This is a genomic window from Thiocapsa sp. C2-2m (genome assembly GCF_041903745.1).
GTDB classification, from domain to species: Bacteria; Pseudomonadota; Gammaproteobacteria; order Chromatiales; family Chromatiaceae; genus Thiocapsa; species Thiocapsa roseilacustris.
The window spans coordinates 115,206-134,581 of the sequence record NZ_JBBWVD010000001.1 but is presented as its reverse complement, the minus strand read 5'-3'; the positions used below and the strand labels follow the sequence as shown (position 1 = coordinate 134,581).

16 protein-coding genes and 2 pseudogenes are annotated in these 19,376 nt (G+C 67.2%); 3 read left to right on the top strand and 15 right to left on the bottom strand.

The annotated features are described in order from the left end of the window. Nucleotides 1–115 precede the first annotated feature (115 nt). Nucleotides 116–1,600 (top strand): TrkH family potassium uptake protein, encoded by a 1,485-nt coding sequence (locus tag AADX97_RS00565; protein WP_374232847.1) that lies wholly within the window; start codon nt 116–118, stop codon nt 1,598–1,600. A 2-nt stretch (nt 1,601–1,602) separates the two neighbouring features. Here the strand turns inward: AADX97_RS00565 and AADX97_RS00560 are convergent, their stop codons facing one another. From AADX97_RS00560 to AADX97_RS00520, 9 genes and pseudogenes are all read right to left on the bottom strand, one after another. Then, nucleotides 1,603–2,292 carry a response regulator gene (locus AADX97_RS00560; protein ID WP_374232848.1) on the bottom strand — a complete coding sequence of 230 codons (690 nt, stop codon included), beginning with the start codon at nt 2,290–2,292 and terminating at the stop codon, nt 1,603–1,605. A 131-nt stretch (nt 2,293–2,423) separates the two neighbouring features. Next, nucleotides 2,424–5,144: a DUF4118 domain-containing protein gene (locus AADX97_RS00555; protein WP_374232849.1), complete on the bottom strand. Its 2,721-nt coding sequence runs from the start codon at nt 5,142–5,144 to the stop codon at nt 2,424–2,426. After that, nucleotides 5,141–5,767, bottom strand: a complete 627-nt coding sequence (gene kdpC, locus AADX97_RS00550; protein WP_374232850.1) for a potassium-transporting ATPase subunit KdpC — start codon at nt 5,765–5,767, stop codon at nt 5,141–5,143. The genes AADX97_RS00555 and kdpC overlap by 4 nt, the downstream gene beginning before the upstream one ends. A gap of 200 nt (nt 5,768–5,967) precedes the next feature. Further along, entirely contained in the window at nt 5,968–8,076 is a 2,109-nt protein-coding gene (gene kdpB / locus AADX97_RS00545; RefSeq protein WP_374232851.1) for a potassium-transporting ATPase subunit KdpB, read from the bottom strand. Continuing rightward, a complete protein-coding gene (kdpA, locus tag AADX97_RS00540) occupies nt 8,073–9,782 on the bottom strand; it encodes a potassium-transporting ATPase subunit KdpA (RefSeq protein WP_374232852.1) in 1,710 nt (569 codons plus the stop codon). The genes kdpB and kdpA overlap by 4 nt, the downstream gene beginning before the upstream one ends. A 92-nt stretch (nt 9,783–9,874) precedes the next feature. Next, nucleotides 9,875–9,955 (bottom strand): K(+)-transporting ATPase subunit F, encoded by an 81-nt coding sequence (gene kdpF, locus AADX97_RS00535; protein ID WP_363928884.1) that lies wholly within the window; start codon nt 9,953–9,955, stop codon nt 9,875–9,877. 147 nt (nt 9,956–10,102) lie between these two features. Then, the gene (locus AADX97_RS00530; RefSeq protein ID WP_374232862.1) at nt 10,103–10,531 is read right to left on the bottom strand and encodes a hypothetical protein; all 429 of its coding nucleotides are present in this window, start codon (nt 10,529–10,531) and stop codon (nt 10,103–10,105) included. 108 nt (nt 10,532–10,639) lie between these two features. Further along, a pseudogene (locus AADX97_RS00525) lies at nt 10,640–10,918 on the bottom strand (FAD-dependent oxidoreductase); the annotation flags it as partial. 223 nt (nt 10,919–11,141) lie between these two features. Beyond that, nucleotides 11,142–11,807 (bottom strand): annotated as a pseudogene (locus tag AADX97_RS00520) (VTT domain-containing protein); the annotation flags it as partial. A 657-nt stretch (nt 11,808–12,464) separates the two neighbouring features. Between AADX97_RS00520 and AADX97_RS00515 the strand changes: the two are divergent. Together AADX97_RS00515 and AADX97_RS00510 are read left to right on the top strand one after the other, a co-directional pair. Then, a complete protein-coding gene (locus AADX97_RS00515; RefSeq protein ID WP_374238579.1) occupies nt 12,465–12,758 on the top strand; it encodes a hypothetical protein in 294 nt (97 codons plus the stop codon). 273 nt (nt 12,759–13,031) lie between these two features. After that, on the top strand, nt 13,032–14,900 hold the full coding sequence (locus AADX97_RS00510) for a serine hydrolase domain-containing protein (protein WP_374238599.1): 1,869 nt from the start codon (nt 13,032–13,034) through the stop codon (nt 14,898–14,900). Between the two features lie 112 nt (nt 14,901–15,012). Here AADX97_RS00510 and AADX97_RS00505 read toward each other — a convergent pair whose 3' ends face one another. The 6 genes from AADX97_RS00505 to AADX97_RS00480 form a co-directional block, all read right to left on the bottom strand. Further along, complete coding sequence (locus AADX97_RS00505; protein WP_374238598.1) at nt 15,013–16,326, bottom strand: TrbI/VirB10 family protein; 1,314 nt, start codon at nt 16,324–16,326, stop codon at nt 15,013–15,015. Next, nucleotides 16,323–17,327, bottom strand: coding sequence for a type-F conjugative transfer system secretin TraK (locus AADX97_RS00500; RefSeq protein WP_374232864.1), 1,005 nt, complete (start codon nt 17,325–17,327; stop codon nt 16,323–16,325). The genes AADX97_RS00505 and AADX97_RS00500 overlap by 4 nt, the downstream gene beginning before the upstream one ends. Further along, on the bottom strand, nt 17,324–17,920 hold the full coding sequence (locus AADX97_RS00495) for a TraE/TraK family type IV conjugative transfer system protein (protein WP_374232865.1): 597 nt from the start codon (nt 17,918–17,920) through the stop codon (nt 17,324–17,326). The genes AADX97_RS00500 and AADX97_RS00495 overlap by 4 nt, the downstream gene beginning before the upstream one ends. Beyond that, nucleotides 17,917–18,198: a type IV conjugative transfer system protein TraL gene (traL, locus tag AADX97_RS00490; RefSeq protein WP_374232866.1), complete on the bottom strand. Its 282-nt coding sequence runs from the start codon at nt 18,196–18,198 to the stop codon at nt 17,917–17,919. The genes AADX97_RS00495 and traL overlap by 4 nt, the downstream gene beginning before the upstream one ends. Before the next feature lie 136 nt (nt 18,199–18,334). Next, nucleotides 18,335–19,003 (bottom strand): DUF4400 domain-containing protein, encoded by a 669-nt coding sequence (locus AADX97_RS00485; protein WP_374232867.1) that lies wholly within the window; start codon nt 19,001–19,003, stop codon nt 18,335–18,337. Beyond that, nucleotides 18,993–19,373 (bottom strand): hypothetical protein, encoded by a 381-nt coding sequence (locus AADX97_RS00480; protein WP_374232868.1) that lies wholly within the window; start codon nt 19,371–19,373, stop codon nt 18,993–18,995. The genes AADX97_RS00485 and AADX97_RS00480 overlap by 11 nt, the downstream gene beginning before the upstream one ends. Nucleotides 19,374–19,376 lie beyond the last annotated feature (3 nt).

The window sequence follows — 19,376 nt, the reverse complement described above, 5'->3', positions numbered from 1 at the left end:
GAGAAAGCTCGGTTCTTTCAGGCGGCTCGCAACGATTTTGGTTCTCGAAGGGTGGGGTCTGGGCCGACCTGAATTTACGGACTTTTTACGGGAGCCGATGCCGAGGACATGGAGAATGTCCACCGATCACCCCTCGGCTCGGATGTCCCATCGAATGCAGGCCGCGCTGGTCGCTCGAACGCTCGGAATCTTTCTCGTTCTCTTCAGTGCGGCTTTGTTGCCGCCGCTGGCAGTTGCGCTTCTCTACGGTGACGGCGAGGCGGTTCACTTCGCGCTGTCCTTGCTGGTGAGCCTCGCTGTCGGCCTGCTGCTCTGGCTGCCGACCCTCAGGTATCGGCAAGCGATGCGCAACCACGACGGGTTTGTCATCGTGGCCATGCTCTGGGTTGCGATGAGCCTGCTCGGCAGTCTGCCCCTGATGATTGGATTGGGCTTGGATCCGGCCGATGCGGTCTTCGAGTCGGTCTCCGCCTTCACCACCACCGGGGCGACCGTCATCGTCGGGCTCGACGATGTCCCGCCGTCGATTCTGTTTTTCCGCCAGGAGATGCAGTGGCTCGGCGGGATCGGCTTCGTGGTCTCGGCGATCGCGCTTCTGCCGATCCTCGGCGTGGGCGGGATGCAGCTCATGAGGGCCGAGACACCGGGCCCGATGAAAGACGACAAGCTCACGCCGCGGATCGCGCATACCGCGCGAGCCCTCTGGATCCTCTATCTGTCGATCACGAGCGTCTGTGCGCTGCTCTACTGGATTGCCGGGATGACCCCCTTCGATGCGATCGCCCACAGCCTGACCACCGTTTCGACCGGAGGCTTCTCGACGCACGATGCAAGCCTGGCCTATTTCGACAGCGTTTATATCGAGGGCATCGCAACCGTCTTCATGCTGATCGGCGGGATCAGCTTCAGTGTCCATTATCTGGTTTGGCAGCGGATCTCGCTCCGGCCCTATTGGGACAGCCCGGAGGTCAGGGCTTTTCTCGGTGTCGTCCTCTGGGTCGTGCTGATCGCGACCCTGGTGCTCTACCTGGAAGGGGCGAAAGCGTCGCCCGGCGAGGCCCTGCGCTACTCGGCGTTCACCGTCGCCTCGGTCATCACCAGCACCGGTTACGGCATCGACGACTTCTCGGTGTGGCCCACGCTGCTGCCGATGCTCCTCATCTTCATCAGCTTTGTCGGCGGCTGTGCCGGCTCGACCGCCGGCGGCATGAAGGTCATCCGCTTCGTGGTCCTCGGCAAACAGGTCGGGATCGAGCTGCGCCGCCTGGTCCATCCCTCGCACGTCCAGCCGCTCCTGGTCGGACGACAGGTCATCAAAGACCGGACATTGGAGGCGGTCTGGGCCTTCTTCGGGCTCTATGTCGGGACCTTCGTCGTGCTCATGATGGCGCTGATGACCTTGGGCATGGACGCGATCACGGCGTTCGGCTCGGTGGCGACCTGCATGAACAACCTGGGCCCGGGGCTCGGGGAGACGGCGAGCAACTTCGCCGCCGTCTCCGACGCGGAAAAATGGATCTGCGCCCTGGCGATGCTGCTCGGGCGGCTGGAGATCTTCACCTTGTTGGTGTTGTTTACGCCGGGGTTTTGGCGGGATTGATCTCACCGCTCACCGATAAACCGATACCCCACGCCCGGCTCGGTCTCCAGATAGCCGGGCTCGCTCGGGTCGTCGTCCAGCTTCTGCCGCAGCTTGCCGATCACGATGCGCAGATAGTGGGTGTCTTCGACATGGGTTGGCCCCCAGATCTCGCGCAGTAACTGGGATTGGGTAACGACCCGGCCGGAATGGGCGACCAGGGCCTGCAGGACGGCGTATTCCTTGCGCGAGAGGTGGATGGGCGCACCGTCGAGCGTGACCAAGCGCAGACCGAGATCGATCCGCAGGTGGCCGTCGTCGAAGAGTCCGCCGGGTTTGGCCGCGTCGCCAACGATCCGCAGTAAATTGCGCACCCGGGCAAGCAGCTCCTGTACCCCGAAGGGCTTGGTGACATAGTCGTTGGCGCCGCCGTCGAGGGCCAGAACCTTCTCGGTCTCCGAGTCACGCACCGAAAGGACGAGGACCGGGACCGACGACCAGGCACGGATCTCGGCGAGCACCGTCTTGCCGTCCGCATCCGGGAGTCCGAGGTCGAGGATGACCAGATCCGGGGTCTGGGTCGCGGCGAACGCTAGACCCGCCTCCGCGTTATCGGCCTCAATGACCTGATAGCCCTGGCTCTTGAGACTAATCCGCAGGAACCGTCGGATCTGCTCCTCGTCATCGATCACCAGGATACGGGCGGTGGTCACGGGTCGTTTCTCATCGAGCTTGGGACCAATCGGCTTTTTAGGATCTCTCACGGAGACACGGAGACACGGAGACACGAAGGAGAGATCTCTTTTTCTCCGTGTCTCCGTGTCTCCGTGAGAGTCGACTAGACTCATTCACCGCCCGTCTCCCCGTCGGGGTCTGCACCCTCGCCAGTGGCGTTGGGGGGCATCTCGATGATCGGCAGTGCGATGGCGATGGTCGCCCCGCGACCGCCGGGGCCTTCGAGCGCCTCGATCCGTCCGCCGTGCGCACCGATCATCCCGCTGCAGATCGCAAGGCCCAAGCCGCTGCCCTGCTTGCTGCGATCGCCCTTGCTCCCGGTGAAGAACATGTCGAACACCCGTTTGCGGTCCGCTTCGGGGATCCCCGGCCCCTGGTCGGAGATGGTCAGGCGCAGACTCTCGCCGGCCCGCGTCGCCGTCAAGCGGATCTCGCCGCCCGCGGGGGAGAAGCGCGCGGCATTCTCGATCACGTTGACCAGCGCCTGCTCGACGAGCGCGGGGTGCACATAGAGCAGCGGCAGGTCCGGGGCGATGGCACGGGTCACGCGCAGCCCCTGGAGCGGCTCGCGCAGACGTCGCAGCGCCGCGTTGATTAGGTCGTCGATGCCGATCCAATCCCGCTCGATCCGCAGGGTGCCGTGGCCGAGCCGGGTCATGTCGAGCAAATTCTGGATGTAGCGATTCAGTCGTTCGCCCTCGCTCAGGACGGCATCGAGCAGCTCGGCGCGATCCTCCGGCGAGATCGTGCCGTCGAGTGCGCGCAGGCTGCTGGCCGCGCCTATCATGGATGCGAGCGGCGTGCGCAGGTCGTGCGACACGGACGACAGGAGCGCCGAGCGCAGCCGCTCGGTCTCCTCTGCCACCTTGGCCTGCTCCAGACGATCGGCCAGCCGGGTCCGGGCCATGGCGAGCGTGGCCTGGCTGACCAGCACATCGAGCGCGGCCAACTGGGCGGACGAGACCGGCGGCGTGCCGGCGAAGTCGAGCCCGATGACACCGAACGCCTCCGTCTCGATGGCCAGCGGGAGAAACCGCCAGGTCAGGCCCGACAGGGTCTCGGTCTGAGCGCCGCTGGGTTGACGATGGTCGTAGGTCCACTGAGCAGCGGTCCGCGCCTTCTCGTCCAAGGCTGCGGCTGCATCGGGATGCGAGTCCGATCCGATCGCCTCCCGCAAGGCACCCGAGTCATCCGCGGGGGCAAACAGGACGGTGCGCACGCGCAGGGATTCGGCCAGCGACCGCACCGTCTCGCGGCGGACGCTCGGCAGATCGGCGGCGGCCGTCAGGCGCCGCCCGAGATCCAATAGCGTCTGGGTCTGGGCATTGGTCGCGCGCAGGGCCAGCATCTGCCGACGCAGGCGACTCGCCAACTGACCTCCCGCCAACCCCATGAGCAGGAAGAAGACGATCGTCAGCAGCTCGTCCGTGCGGTGCATCAAAAAGGTGTAGCGCGGCTCGGTGAAGAGAAAGTTGTAGAGCGCCGCACTGACGAGTGCCGTGAGCAGGGCCGGTCCGAGCGTGGAGCGCACCGCGACCCAGAGTACCCCCGCGAGGAAGATGAGCGAGAGGTTCGCCAAGGGCAGGAGCGGCTCGAGAAGTGCGGCGATCGCGACCGATGCGGCAATCACGCCTGCGGCCACGAGGTAATCGCCCGCCTCGCTCAGCCGGCGCCGCCCCGGATCGCGTCGCCGCGCACGGGCGACGGAGGAGGGCACGAAGGTGATCTCGAACTCGCCCCCCTCGCGCAGCAGTCGCTGACTCAGGGTCCGGCCCAGCATTCCCGCCAGTGGCCGGCTCCGACTGCGGCCCATCACCAGGGTCGTGACGTTGCGGGCGCGCGCATAGCTTAGAATCTCCTCGACCGGATCCTGTCCGCGCAGCGTCACCACCTCCGCGCCAAGACGCTCGGCGAGATGGAAGACCCGCTCCACCCGCGCGCGTCGCTCCGGGTCGCTGTCCCTCGCCTCGACATAGACCACACTCCAGGGTGCACGCCGACGCTCGGCGAGGCGCCGCCCCAGGCGCACGACCTCCTCGTTGTTGCCCACGCCGTCGATCGCGACCAGGATCCGGGTGCGCACCGGCCAGGGGCCCTCGACACCGCGTCGCCGCATCGCCGCGCGGACATCCAGGTCGATGCGCTCGGCCACCGTCTGAAGCGCGAGCTCGCGCAGCGCGGCCAGGTTCGAGGGGCTGAAGAAACCATCCAAGGCGGCGCGCGCCTGCTCGGGCACGTAGACCTTACCCTGCTTGAGGCGGTCGATCAGCTCGCTCGGGGTCAGATCCACCAGCACTAGATCGCGCGCCGTGGCGAGCAGGGCGTCGGGGACGGTCTCGCGCATGCGCACGCCGGTGATGCGCGCGACGGCGTCGTTGAGGCTTTCCAGATGCTGGATATTCACCGCGGTCCAGACATCGATCCCGCGTCCGAGCAGCTCCTCGATGTCCTGGTAGCGACGCGGGTGGCGGGTACCGGGGATGTTACGGTGCGCGAGCTCGTCGACCAGCACGACCGCGGGCGCGCGTTGCAGGATCGCATCCAGGTCCAGCTCCTCGAAGAGCCGGCCGCGATAGGGGATGCGTTGCCGCGGGATCAGCTCCAATCCCTCGGCAAGGGCCTCGGTCTCGGCGCGCCCGTGGCTTTCGATCAGTCCGATCACCAGGTCGACACCCTCGCTCCGGGCCTCTTGGGCGGCCTGCAACATCTTGAATGTCTTGCCCACGCCTGGGGAGGCACCCAGGAAGATCTTCAGTCCGCCGCGGCCCTCCTGCGCGACCTCCGAGAGCAGGGCATCGGGATCCGGACGATGCGGGTCCGACTCCGTCACGGCCCCTCTCTAGGCCAGAGCGCGTCGAGTGCGAGGTTCAATCGCAGCACATTGACCCGAGGCTGTCCCAGCACGCCGAGGACCGGCGGCACCACCTGCGCCGTCACCAGCTCCGCGACCCGTGCCTGCGGCAGACCGCGCACCTCGGCGACACGGGCCACCTGCATCCGGGCCGCCTCCGGGCTGATGTGCGGGTCGATGCCCGAGCCCGAGGCGGCGATCAGGTCCACCGGGATCCTCGCCGGATCGACAGCGTACTCGGCGGCGAGGGCGTGGGCGGTCGTCTCGGCGCGTGCCCGAAGCTGCGGGTTGCCGGGGGACAGATTGGAGCCGGACACCCGGAAGGGGTCATACCCAGCCGCCGAGGGTCGACCCCGAAAATAACCCGGATCGACGAAGGCCTGGCCCACCAGCGCGGAGCCGACGAGCGCGCCCTCGCGCTCGATCAGGCTCCCGGTCGCCTGGTGCGGAAAGAGCGCGGCCGCGGACCAAACGCCAATTAGGGGGTAGAGTCCGCCGCACAGGAGGATCAAGACCAGGGCGGCGCGCATGGAGTTCAGCCACCCCGTTCCGGGGAAGTCGGCGGGCGGTGTATGTCGGTGCGCTTGGCGTTTCGCTGTCATCGTAGGCTCCTAAACCGCGTCCAGAGCGAGATGCTCACTTTCGAGTGAGATCGGCATTTAGTGCATCCACAACCTTGTAGCGTGGAAGCGGCTTAAAATAACTTATTTTTTAATATCTTAAACCGCGCCTGCTCCAGCGGTCGTCAAGTCTGCCTGGGCCGATCCCATCCAACAACATCGCATACCGCTCCGGGCGCGGTTTAAATCAACAGACTCAGTCCGAGGTCGATCCCCTTGATGGCGACGAAGGGCAGCAGCAGCCCCCCCAGGCCATAGATCGCCAGATTGCGGCCCAGCAGGGCATCCGCGCTCGCCGGGCGGATGTGCACCCCGCGCAATGCAAAGGGGATCAGCAAGGGGATCACCAGGGCATTGAAGATAACCGCGGCCAGGACGGCGCTCGCCGGGCTATGCAGCTGCATCAGGTCGAGCGCCGCCATCGCCGGCACCCCGGCGACGAAGACCGCGGGCAGGATCGCGAAATACTTGGCCACATCGTTGGCCAGCGAAAAGGTGGTCAAGGCCCCGCGCGTGACCAGGAGTTGCTTGCCGATCTCCACCACCTCGAGCAGCTTCGTCGGATCCGAATCCAGGTCGACCATGTTGCCGGCCTCCTTGGCCGCCTGGGTACCCGAATTCATGGCGAGGCCCAGATCGGCCTGGGCCAGGGCGGGCGCGTCGTTGGTGCCGTCGCCCATCATGGCGACCAAGCGCCCCTCGGCTTGCTCGCGGCGGATGAGCTCCAGCTTCTGCTCCGGTGTCGCCTCGGCGACATAGTCGTCGAGTCCGGCCTCCGCGGTGATGGCCGCCGCGGTCAGCGCATTGTCGCCCGTGATCAGGACGGTGCGCACGCCGAAGGCACGCAGACGCGCGAAACGCTCTTTGATCCCCGGCTTGATGATGTCGGCAAGCGGGACGACGCCGAGCACCCGTCCCCGATCCGCTGCCGAATGGTCCGCGGGCAGCAGCTCGGCCACCACCAGCGGTGTCGCCCCGCCGCGCGCGACCTCCTCGACGACTCGGGTCGTCTCCGCCGGATAGATGCCGCCGTTCTCGGTCACGAAGCGCCGGATCGCATCCGGCGCGCCCTTGCGGATGCGTCCGCCGTCGGGCCGGTCGATCCCGGAGAGCCGGGTGCGCGCCGAGAAGGGCACGAAGCGGTCATCGACCCCGGCCGCCGCGCTCGCCCCACGCTGCCGGGCGAGGGCGACGATGGATTTGCCCTCCGGGGTCGGGTCGGCGAGCGAGGCGAGCAGCGCAGCATCGCGCAGCCGTGTCTCGATCGCTTCCCCGACGGGGCGGAAATCCGTGGCGTGACGGTCGCCGTAGGTCACGGTCCCGGTCTTATCGAGCAGCAGGGTGTCGATGTTGCCCGCGACCTCCACCGCCTTGCCCGATTTGGCGACCAGATTGGCCCGCATCGCCCGGTCCATTCCGGCGATGCCGATCGCCGGCAGCAGCCCGCCGATCGTGGTCGGGATGAGGCAGACCAACAGGGCCACCAGGACGGTCGGCGACACCTCCGTGCCGACGAATCGGGCTAAGGGCAGCAGGGTGGCGACCACGATCAGGAAGACCAGGGTCATGGCCGTCAGCAACACGGTCAGCGCGATCTCGTTCGGCGTCTTCTGCCGCTTCGCCCCCTCGACCAAGGCGATCATGCGATCGAGCAGGGTCTGCCCGAAGACGGCCGTGACCTCGATCAGGATGGCATCCGAGATGACCTTGGTCCCGGCGGTCACACCGCTGTTGTCGGTCCCGGCCTCGCGCAGCACGGGCGCGGACTCGCCGGTGACGGCCGACTCGTTGATGCTCGCCGCGCCTTCGACGATCTCGCCGTCTGCCGGGATCAGCTCCCCGGCGCGCACCCGGATCCGATCGCCGATGCGCAGATCCCGAGCGGGGACCTGTTCCTCGCGCTCGCCCGCGAGTCGGTTGGCGAACAGGTTATCTCGGGTGGAGCGCAGGCTGTCGGCTTGGGCGCGACCACGTGCCTCGGCCAGCGCCTCGGCGGCGTTGGCGAAGAGCAGGGTGAAGAGGAGTGTGGCGGCGATCGCCAGATCGAAGCCGAAGGGACGACCATCCAGCATCGCCTCGCCGGTCAGCCAGATGGTCACCAGGGTGCCGACCCCGACGACCAGCATGACCGGGTTGCGCGCCAGGGAGCGCGGATCCAGACGTCGGACGGCCTGACCGGCGAGCCGGAGGAGACCTCCGCCGGCCAGGGGATCGAACCGGGCGGGCCGCTTGTGCGATCCGTGCGGGACAGCGCCCAGGGTGGACTCCTGCTTTGGCGACAGGCTGCTCATGGCAAGGGCGTCCACTGCTCGGCCAAGGGACCGAGGGCGAGTGCCGGAAAGAAGCTCAAGAGTGCGAACATCAGGATCACCCCCAAGGTGAGGACCGCAAAGGTGGGTGTGGCCACGTTCAGACTGCCCGAGGTAGGCGGCGCGACCCGTTTGCCGGCCATGCCGGCGGCAATCGCGAGCGGCGCCAGGATCGGAATAAATCGGCCGAGGATCAGGGCAAGCGCGCAGCTCAGGTTCCACCAGGGCGTGTCGTCGCCCAAGCCTTCGAAGCCCGATCCGTTGTTCGCATACGCCGAGGTGTATTCATAGATGACCTGGCTCAAGCCGTGGAAGCCGGGATTGGAGGTCTGCGCCAGGCCGGGGACCGTGACCGCCGCTGCGGCCAGGGACAGGATCAAGAGGGGCTGCAACACGAGCGCGATCGAGATCAGCTTGATCTCCTTCGCCTCGATGGGTCGGCCGAGGAATTCGGGCGATCGCCCCACCATCAAGCTCCCGAGAAAGGCGGCGAGCAGAAGAAACAGCAGATAGTTGATCAGACCGACCCCGACGCCGCCGAAGGTGGCATTGATGAGCATGCCCATCAGGGTGGCGAGGCCGCCCGATGGATTGAAGGAATCATGCATGCCGTTGACCGAGCCGTTGGAGGTCTGGGTGGTGAAGCTGCCCCAGAGCGCCGTGGCGGTGGCGCCGAAGCGGACTTCTTTGCCTTCGAGGTTCGGCCCGTCCGCAGCGATGCCGGCGAAGGCCGCATTGGGCTGGTTCTCCGACCAGATCGCCAGGCCGGACAAAGACGCCGACAGCACCAGCATGACCGCGAGGATCGACAGGGTCAGACGTCGCTGTCCGGTCAGATACGCTGCCATAACCAGCAAGGAGACCGGAATGAGCAGGATCGCGACCGTCTCGACGAGATTGGACACGGGTGTCGGGTTCTCCAGCGGCACCGCGCTGTTTGCGCCGTACCAGCCGCCGCCGTTGGTCCCGAGCTGCTTGATCGCGACCATCGGCGCAACCGGGCCGACCGGGATGCGCTGCTCGGCGAGCGCGGCGCTCTCGTCCAAGGGCTTGACCACCCGAGCCCCCTCGAAGCTGCTCGGGACACCCTGCCAGGCAAGTAGCAACGCCGTCAGGAAGGCCAGCGGCAGGAGCAGACGCACGATGGTGCGCACCAGATCGACGTGGAAGTGCCCGACCGCGACCTCGCCCGATGCCGTTTTCACCTGCGCACCCTCCGGTCCGAGCAGGGTGCGCAGGGTGGCGACCAATGCGGCGATCCCCGCCGCCGGCGTGATCACCTGCATGGCGACGACGGCGAAGAGCTGCGCGAAATAGGACAGCTGCGCCTGACCCGCGTAATGCTGCTGGTTGGTGTTGGTAATGAAGGCGGCCGTGGTGTGCAGCGCCAGGTCCCAGTCCATGCCGGGGATCCCGTCCGGGTTGAGCGGCAGCCAGCCTTGCAGCATCAGGATCGCAAATGCGATCAGGGCGATGACCAGATGCAGCTCGAGCAGCGCCTTGCCGTAGGCGACCCAGCCCGTCCGGGCGGCAGGATCAATCCCCATGGCGCGGTAGAGGATGCGCTCCAAGGGGCCGAACACCCGATCCAGCGGGGTGGGCGTGGAGGCATGGACCAATGCGAGGTAGCGCCCCAGCGGCCAAGCCAGCAGCAAGACGACGGCGTAAATCAAGAACACCTCGTTCATAGCCGGTCCACCCAGTCGATGAAGAGGAAGCAGAGCCCGAAGAGGCTCAGAAGGATAAAGACGCCGAGGATCGCCATGATCATCACCGCCGGCTAAAACCGCTCGGGATGGATCAGTGCAAACAGCAGATAGCCCGCGAGGGCGACAACGATGAGGAGGAGGGCGGTATCCATCGAAGGCGGGTCTCGTTCGAAGGTTCGTGGATACGCATTCTAGGGAGGCCGGGCGTCAAGGCACTATGTGACCCGGCGGGCGTCGGCGTAAAGTCTTCGTAAATCCTTCGACGACGGGCCGTCGCAGTCGGCGGTATGCCCCGAGTGTCAGGTTGATCCTCGCATCCAGTCGTGAAAGCGTCCCAGCCAAGTCAGTGCGATTTGCGGCGCATGTGCGCGTTTCCAGTTCCCGGCGGCATACTTGGCCGCCTCGCTCCAGGTCGGGTAGGGATGGATGGTGCCGAGGATGCGTTCGAGTCCGAGACCATGCTTCATGGCCAGGGTGAACTCGGCGAGCAGCTCGCCGGCGTGCTCGCCGACGATACAGGCACCGAGAATGCGGTCCTTGCCGGGCACGGTCAGCACCTTCACGAAACCCTGGGCGGCGCTCTCGGTGATGGCGCGGTCGAGGTCGTCGAGTCCGTAGCGGGTGACCTCGTAGGGGATGCCTCGGGCTTGGGCCTGGCGTTCGGTCAAGCCGACCTGTGCGACCTCCGGGTCGGTGAAGGTGACGCGCGGGATCACGCGATCATTCACTTTGAAGCGCTTGATGCCGCCGAACAAGCCGTTGACGGCTGCGTACCAGGCTTGATGAGCGGCGACATGGGTGAACTGATGAGGGCCGACCACATCGCCGCAGGCGAGAATGTTGGGATAGCGGGTCTGCAGAGAGGCGTTGGTCTCGATGGTGCCGGCCGGGGTGAGCGGGATGCCCAGCGCCTCCAGTCCGAAGCCGGTGGCCCGCGCGCGTCGCCCGATCGCGCAGAGCAGGAGATCGAAGGGGAGCGCTTCCTCCGCGCCGCCGGAGCGCTGATCCGGATGCGCGCCCACCGGATGCACGCCCGGCCCGGAGGTGACCACCAGGCGCTGCTCCCCGTCCACCACCTCGCAGCGCAGGGTCCGGGTGTGGTTCAGCAGGCGCACCCCGTCCTCGCGCAAGGCCGCCTCGATCAGCGCGATGGTGTCCTCGTCCTCTTTGGGCAGGCGTATCGATCTCCACGCTCCAGGGCGAGACGAGCCGTGCCCGACCCCGGATCACCTCGACGCCCAGCGCGGTATAGCGCTCCACCGAGTCGTGGGGCTCCACCTCGGCGATGACCCGATGCACGCGCCCCATGATTCGCGCGAAGTCGACCTCGGCGCTCGCCCCGACGACGCCGAGGCGCTCGGCTCGGCGGACCCGGCGGAGAAAGCGCGCACTGCGGATCAGCGCCTTGGAGGGGACGCAGCCGGTGTTGAGACAATCCCCGCCCATCCGATCGCCTTCGATCAGCGTGACCTTCGCCTTCACCGCCGCGGCGATGTAGGCACTCACCAGACCGCCCGAGCCGGCGCCGATCACCACCAGGTTACGATCGAAGCGACGGGGTCTCGGCCATCCGGCATAAACCCGTCGCGCCTTGATCCGTTCGACCACCCATTTGGCCAGCAGCGGAAAGACGCCGAGCAGCGCAAAGGAGCCGAGCAGGGCGGGGGAGAGGATCCCCGACAGGCTGTCGAGCCGTGCCAGTTGGGTGCCGGCGTTCACGTAGACCAGGGTTCCGGCGAGCATGCCGACCTGACTCACCCAGTAGAAGGTCAGGGGCTTGATCGGGGTCAACCCCATCAGCAGGTTGATCACGAAGAAGGGGAAAATGGGCACCAGCCGCAGGGTGAAGAGGTAGAAGGCGCCGTCTTTCTCGATGCCCGTATTGAGCGTGGCCAGACGCGCGCTGAAGCGTCGCTGCACCGCATCGCGCAGCAGGAAGCGCGAGACCAGAAAGGCCAGGGTCGCGCCGATGCTGGAGGCAAAGGAGACGATCAGGGTGCCCATACCCAACCCGAAGAGGGCGCCGGCGGCGAGCGTCATGATGGCGGCCCCCGGCAGCGACAAGGCGGTCACCGCGACATAGCCGGTGAAGAAGGCGCCGATCACCAGTGCGGGACGCGCCGCGTACCAGGCATCAAAGCCCGCCTGGCCGGCCTTCAGGGCGTCGAGGGTCAGATGGCGGTCCAGGCCCAAGGCGAAAAAGGCCGCGGCCGCAGCCAGGATGACCAGCAACAGGGCGAGCTTCTTCATGGTTTTCCTCTCGGGTAGCGATTCTGATGGGTCGTGGCGGGAACGGGTGCCGGATCCGGCTTCGATCATTCCGTCTCTTCCCGAGAGAGCCCCCGATGGCGGTTTCTTTCATCACCATCATCACGCGCGTGCTCGGATCAGGAAACCGCCCGATCGCGACCGAGTCACCATCCCGAGTCCGATGCCACGATTCGACGTCACGAAACGTTGAAAGGCCATCATGCTTCGTTTAATCGGATCGGGTGTGAGAGCGGCAGCTCCGGGACCTTTTAAGATCATTAGATACTGTTTTAAAAGGGAAAAGTTCGGGTTCTAGAAGGCTGGCACGGCGACTGCTGTATCACCGTCAAGCAACGACGATAGGTCGCTGCAAGCACGATGATCCGAACCCATCCAATCAGGAGCACGACCATGTCCATCACCAAATCCGCACTCGCACTCGCCGTGACGCTGTTCGCCGCCAACATCGCCGCCGATACCGTCTACCAGGGTTTCGCCGACGGCAATCCGGATCTCTTCGTATACTCCCGCGAATCGGTCCCGGCGGTCGGGATCCAACCCGGCGTCGGCGACAGCTTCGATCTGTATCATGGGCTTGCCGACGGCAATTCGGAGCTCTTCAGTCCGGTGCAGGACGACAAGAACCACGGCCCACGTCCCGATATCTACGGGAACTTCGGACCCACCGGGGATTTGAGCTACTAAATCGCGTCCAGGGTGAAATGCGTCGTTTTCCTTGTGTATCGGGCTCAAGGATTATTCCGACCTTTGCGGAGGCGCGGTTTAGAATTTGATATGTTTCAATATCTTAAACCGCGCTGACTTAAACGGTCGTTAAGTCTTCCGGGGCCGATCCCATCCGAAAACATCGCATACCGCATCGGGCGCGGTTTAATGTCGAACCCGCTCGACACCGCTCCGGCGGTGCCGGGCCTCTCCCGGCTCGGAACCGCGTCGACGACACGAGGGCGCATGCGCATGAGTGAATCGAGATTCACATCGATCGATCGCCGACGCTTTCTCGCCGCCGTGCTGGCGGGCTCTTCCGGGTTGAGCTGGTCCGCCTCGCCACGATCCGGCGCAGCGCCTCGTGCGGACCCGCCTGCCTCTGCCTCTGCAACCGCCCTCTTGCCCGGTACGGATGCGCACGTGCGCGCCATCCGCGATGCCCTGACGCCGCAGATCATCCAGGCGCAGGCCCGTTTCAAGATCCCGGCGCTCAGTCTGGCGCTGGTCAACACCGATCGGGTCCTCTGGGCCGAAGGCTACGGTCAGGCCGATGTCGAAGCCGGAATCGCCGCCACCGCCGCGACCCGCTACCGCGCCGGCTCGCTGGCCAAGCCCCTCACCGCCATTGCCGTCATGCAGCTGGTCGAGTCCGGAAGGATCGATCTGGATCAGCCCCTGTCGGCCTACCTTGAGGGATTTTCCGTACGCACGCGCACCGAGAGCCCGAACGCGCCCGTGCGCGTGCGAAGTCTGCTCTGCCACCACAGCGGTCTGCCGACCGACCTGACCAAGGGGATGTGGACGGACGAGCCCTTTACGCGCGTCGTCGAGTCACTGCGCGAGGAGTACGCCGCCTTTCCGCCCGAGCTGGTCTTCTCCTATTCCAACCTCGGCTACAGTCTTCTGGGCCATCTCGTCGAAACGGTTTCGGGTCAGCCCTTCGAGCGCTATATGGACGCCCATGTGTTCGGCCCGCTGCGCATGACCGACACCCGCTTCCTCGCGCGGGCCTCGCCCGCGAGCGCCCGCGGCTACCGCGAGGGCGCGCCGATCGGGCTCTTGCCGGTGCGCGATCTGCCGGCCCACGGCATCGAGACCTCCGCTGCCGACCTGAGTCGTCTGATGTGTGCGCTGCTCGGCGGCGGAGCGCTCGAGGGTCACCAGATCCTCGCCCCGAGCACGGTGGAGGCGATGTCCGAGGTCCAGAACCCGGACAACCTCCTGGACATGGAGATCTTCAACGGCTTGGGCTGGTTTCTCGAGCAGGACACGATCCCGAGTTGCGGGCGCGTGCTCCGCCACGGCGCCACCACGCCCGGATTCGCGGGCGAGTGCATCCTCTTGCCCGAGGAGGGTTTGGGCATCGCGGTGTTGGCCAATGCGGAGGGTGCGCGCAGCGTCATCAAACGACTGGCCGAGGAGACCCTGAGCCGCGTGTTGAGCGCCGCGCCTCAGCCGGTCTCCGCGCAGCTGTTCCTGGCGCCGGCCGAGCGCTCGCCCGGGCCGGCGCCCGTCATGGCACTCGAAGGCGACTATGCCACCGATCTGGGGCTGATCGCCTTTCGACCCGAGCAAGCCACCCTCTGCGCCTGCCTCTCGGGCGATACCTTTGGACTCGTGCCGCTGCCCGAGGGCTGGTTCGGGATCGCGCCGGACAGTGTCGAGACCTTGCCTCCCGCCTTTCGCCCGCTCGCCGACATGCAGTTTCAGAGCCAGCAGCGTGACGGGCGCGAAGTGGTGATCGCGCGACGCGGCGATCGCGAGATGCTGCTCGGGGAGAAGGCGCCTGCACCCGAGACGAGCCCGTCCTGGGGTGCGCGTGTCGGCACCTACGCGATCTTCAACGCCGATCCCGGTTTTCCCATCGTCGATGTCGAGCTCAAGCTGCGCGAAGGTCATCTGTGTTTCAGCTACCGCATGCCGTACCTCACCGCCGCGGCGATTCAGGTGCCGCTGCGGGCGGTCTCCGAGGACGAGGCGATCATCCTCGGACTTGGACGGACCCGCGGCGAGACCCTGCGGATGATTCGCGACGACGACGGCGAGGAACGGCTGCGCTTCTCTGGGCTGATCGGACGCAGAACAAAGCCGGTCCCGGGCACAGGCGAGGATGCATGAGTCGGGAGAAGATCACGAGGTTTTCCGGGGAGCTTCGAGCCCCATGGTTTCCGAGCCTGCCTGCAGTGTCTCGATACGCTCCGCTCGCTGCCTGTTCCGACGGGCTCCCGAGCTAGTCGGCCAGCTTCATCGACACCCCGCGGTTGAGGATGAACTCCGCCCCGCGTCCGGCATCGACCTCGATCACCGGCAGCAGCTGCTCGGCCATGTCGAGATAGTAATTGGCCAGCCGATCCATTGCGCCGCCGACGCCTTGTGCCGAGGCGGCACTCAGGGCTTGGGGCGTGAGCATGGACTGGAACTGCAGGTCCGTGCCGTTGCCGGTGTTGACCGGGATCGTCGGCATGCGGTTGAAGATCTGCGAGAAGGATTGCAGGAAGCCCGCCTGCAGCGCCTTGGCGAGCAGGACGCCTTGTTTGGAGACCACCCGCCCGCGTACCCCGACCTTGCCGTCCTCGCCCACCGCGTAGCCGTCGATGGGGATCTCGGTCACTCCGCCGTCGTTGCGGATGCAGCTGAAGGTCTCCCCGCGCAGATAGGCCCGCTCGGAGGCCAGATCGCCGAAGCCGCCGACCAGCAGGAAGCACTCGCGCAGATCCGCGCGGACCCGGTTGGGCAGGATCGCCTGGTGTTTGACCCGGATCAGGGCCGGCACGGGATCTTTGCGGGCGTTCTGTCCGGTCGGCATGTCGATGCCGTTGAGCAGCACCCCCTTGAGGATGGCGCCGGCGGGGATATAGACAGATCCGGGCTCGGCCGCTCCGGGGGCTGTTGCGGCGGGCGGCGCCGTCGACGCCGGCGCGGCGACCGTGCGGATCTGCAAGGTGCGCCCCGGCGATTGTGCGGGGACGGCGGAGGAGGGTGCCGCTCCCGGCGCGGCCGGCGGTGTCGTCGGCGGTCCGAACAGCGCCTCCATCGGCGCCGGTCGGTGTGGCTCCGCGGCGGTGCCGGCCGGCGATGCCGACGCCGCATCGCCGAGCAGCTCCGGTTGCGGCAGTCCCGGCGGGTGTGCCCCTTGCCGCGCCTGCGCGGCGAGGGCCTCCCGGAGCTGATCGATCTCTCCGCGCAGCGCCTCGAGCTCGAGCGCGTTGCCGAGATCCTGCTCGCGCTGCGCCGGCCCGATCGCGGGCGTGTTCGGTGCGGCGGTGGCGCCGCGCTCGAGGTTGCGTTGCACCTCGCTCATGCGCTTTTCCATGCGCTCCAGGCGATTGACCAGGGCCTCGATCCCGAGTTGACGCGGATCCGCATCCGTGAGGATGTTGCGCACCAGGGTATCGCGCGGCGAGGGCGACTGCAGGCCCGGGGTCTGTGCCGGGGCGAACAGAAAGCTCCCCGCCGTCAGGACCGAAACCACGAATACGCCGCCGCCGAGCGCGGCGACCCGCTTGGCGTTCGGCGAGAGGCTCTCCCAGTGTCGATGCATCATCGTGGCTGTCCGCTCGTGCGATGCGGAGGCGCGTCGCGGGCGAGGAGGAGAAAGACCTCGGTCTCCTCGCCGGGATTGATGACCCTGCGCGGCCAGGCGGCCATCGCGGCGACGGTGGCGGTCGCGGCATCCGGGCGGCAGGTGTCGTGCTCGAGCGTGATCGAATGCGCGGCGGTGTTGGCGACCCTGGCCTTGAGCAGGTCGGATGCCGGACCCTCGGCGCGCTCGCCGCTGCGCACCTTCAGCCCCTCGGCGCAACGCAGCTTTGCTCCGCTCGATCCCTTCGCGATCCGAAAACCTTCGGGCATACGACCTTGCGCCAGCGCGCGCAACTGCTCGACCAGGTCCGAGACGTACGCCGGTCCGTTGCCGTCGCCGTCGCGGTCCGAGGCGTTGGCCAACATCGGCATCGCGGCCACCGGCTCGACCGCGGCGGGCGTGGCGGTCGCGTTCCCGGCACGCTTGCTTCGATACCCCGGCACCGTGAGGCGGACCTCGCGCGGCGGGACATACCGCGGCGCCAAGGTCAGCGCCAGCGCGAGGGTGCTGCCTTGGCCGTCGCCGATGTACAGGGCCACCGGTTCTTCGGTGTCGGTGGCGACATAGACCACACTGCCGTCGACCTGGGTCGAGGCGTTGGAGACGGTATGCACGACCGGGTCGGCAAAGGGCGTGACGATGCGGTTGAGGTGTCCGATGGCGATCTCGATCAGCACCGTGGTGCCCGGCGTGACGGCGAGGTTGCGCGGATCCAGCTCCAGGGTCACCGGCAGGTTGCCGCCGGTGCGAGCCGGCGTGGCTCCGCCGCCCATGACGGTGCGGATCAGGCCCTCGGGCGACGCCTCGGAGCGCGACGGCTGCAGGACCGAGGAGAGGGCGCTCGGCGGGCACCCGGCGTCGAGCAGCGTGCAGGGGACCGGGGGAACCTCGAAGGCCGGTTCGGCCAGTGCGCTCGACGCGACCAGGACGGCGGCGAGGATGGGGATGCGTCGGGTGATCATGTGTTCGCGTCCTCGGGGTGGGCATCGCGCGCGCTGCGCGGATCGCCGCGATACACCTCCAGATGGGTGATCAGCGGGCGGTAGTTGCGGAACTCGACGCGCAGCTCGTAGGTGCGTCGGTTGAGCACGGGGGCGGCCGCCGGGCCTTCGGTCTTGTGCTGTCCGGTGACGAAGACGGTGCGGGTGGCGGTGTCGTAGGCGACCGTTTGCGGGGCGAAATGCATGGCGATGTTCTCGCGCTTGATCGCTTCGGTCTGATCGGCGATCGAGGCCATGACCTCGCGATGCAGCCCGCCGGCGAGCAGCGGGTCGAGGACGCGCACGAGCCCGTCGACCGTGGTCGGGCCGACATTGCCGAGCAGCTGGGCGACGTAGACACCCCAGGACTCCTCGACCTCCTGGCTCGCGTACTCGCGCGCGATCGTGACCTCGCCTTCCAACACCGGCGGAACCAGCACCACGGTGCGCTCGACCTGACCGACCAGTCCGACCAGGATCAGGTTGGAGGCGACAAGGACCAGCACCGTGATGCGCCAGACGCGGTTCTCGAGTGTCGTGCCGCGCCAGGTGGAGAGAAACTCGCCGAGGGTCATGGCACGTAATGCCGCGCGAAGGGATTGGGCGTGGAGCGTGCCCCGAGCGGCATAAGGCCGAACCAGTAGATCAGATGCAGCGCGTAGCCGTCGGCTTGGCGATCGCGAAACCGCCGGTAACCGTGCGAGAGCAGGGCGCCGAGCAGCGGGGCGATGGTGAGCTGTCCGGCGAGGATGCCGGCGACGAGCGCCAGCACCAGCGGCATCAGATCGTCCATACGCCACAAGAGCAGCGTGGGCGGTTCGTCGATGTGGTGGGGAAAGTCGAGGGTCTCCATCGGGGGCCTGTGGCGCGGTTTTGACGTGAGCGCATGGTGCGTCACGCCTTTCCGGCCCGCGACGGCGAAAACTCGCTCCAAACGCCCGCTTTGCCGCAGGTGGAACGGCCTCGCCTTGAAGGCGGGATCACGCGGTTCAGAGCTGCTTCTGCGTATGGGTCACCACAAACGCCACGCACAGCGCCGAGACGACGCCGAGCACCGGAATCGCAAGAACCGGCATCGCGATCGGCGCGAACAGCAGCAGACCGACGATCAGCCAGAGTGCGAGCAGGATCCGCAGCGCGGTGTGATGCGCCAGCGGGCTGGCGTAGACGAACCCGTATTGCCGGATGCGACGGCGCAGCCAGCCGTCGCCGATCGCCGCCGCCAGCACGATCGCCATGAAGGGCCACCACGCCAGCAGCAGCGCGATCCGGCGCAGGGCCTGCGCGAACGCGCCCCAAATCACGTCCAGGCGTCCGCGCAACCAGGCCCAGGCAGGACTCGCGCCGATCGGCTCCAGGCCGTAGCCGGACTCCACGCCCGGTCCGGTCGCGACCAGGCGATAGGTCCAGGGCGCGATGCCGGTCTCCACGAAGAGCGTGTCGTACCACCGCGTGCCGCGCGCCACAATCGCCTGCGCCGCGTCGGCCCCGAGGGTCTCCACGAGCACGCGCCGTTCGGTCTGCTCGACGCCGTGCGCCCAATCGCTCGGGATGAAGGAGGCGAAGAGGATCAGTTCGAGCAGGAAGAGCAGCAGGGTGGAGGCAGCCGCCCACAGCCACACGCCGCGACCTTCTTTGGTGCTCGCGCTATCCCACACGGGACAGATGTCTCGGGGGCAGGCGCCGGGCCAGCACCCGGCGTTGCGGCTCGGTCAGCGCCCGCGCCACGCAATACTGGTGTCGGCGTGCCAGCGCCAGGGTGATGCCGTCGACGAAGGCCGCAAAGCGCGCAAGATCGTCCTCGCCGTCGCTGCGGGCGCGACGGTAGGCGGCGATACCCGCGCGCACCAGCGCCAGCGCGGGTTCGGCAGGGTCGTCCCCGGACGGCGGGCAGGCGAGCAGTGCGACCCGTGCCAGCAGTCCGACGGCATCCGGCCACTCCAGCTCCAGGGTGCGAAGCGTCCGGGCGTCGGCCCGCGACAGGGCTGACAGCGCAAGCCGACCGGTCGGATCGAGACGGTGCGGCATCCG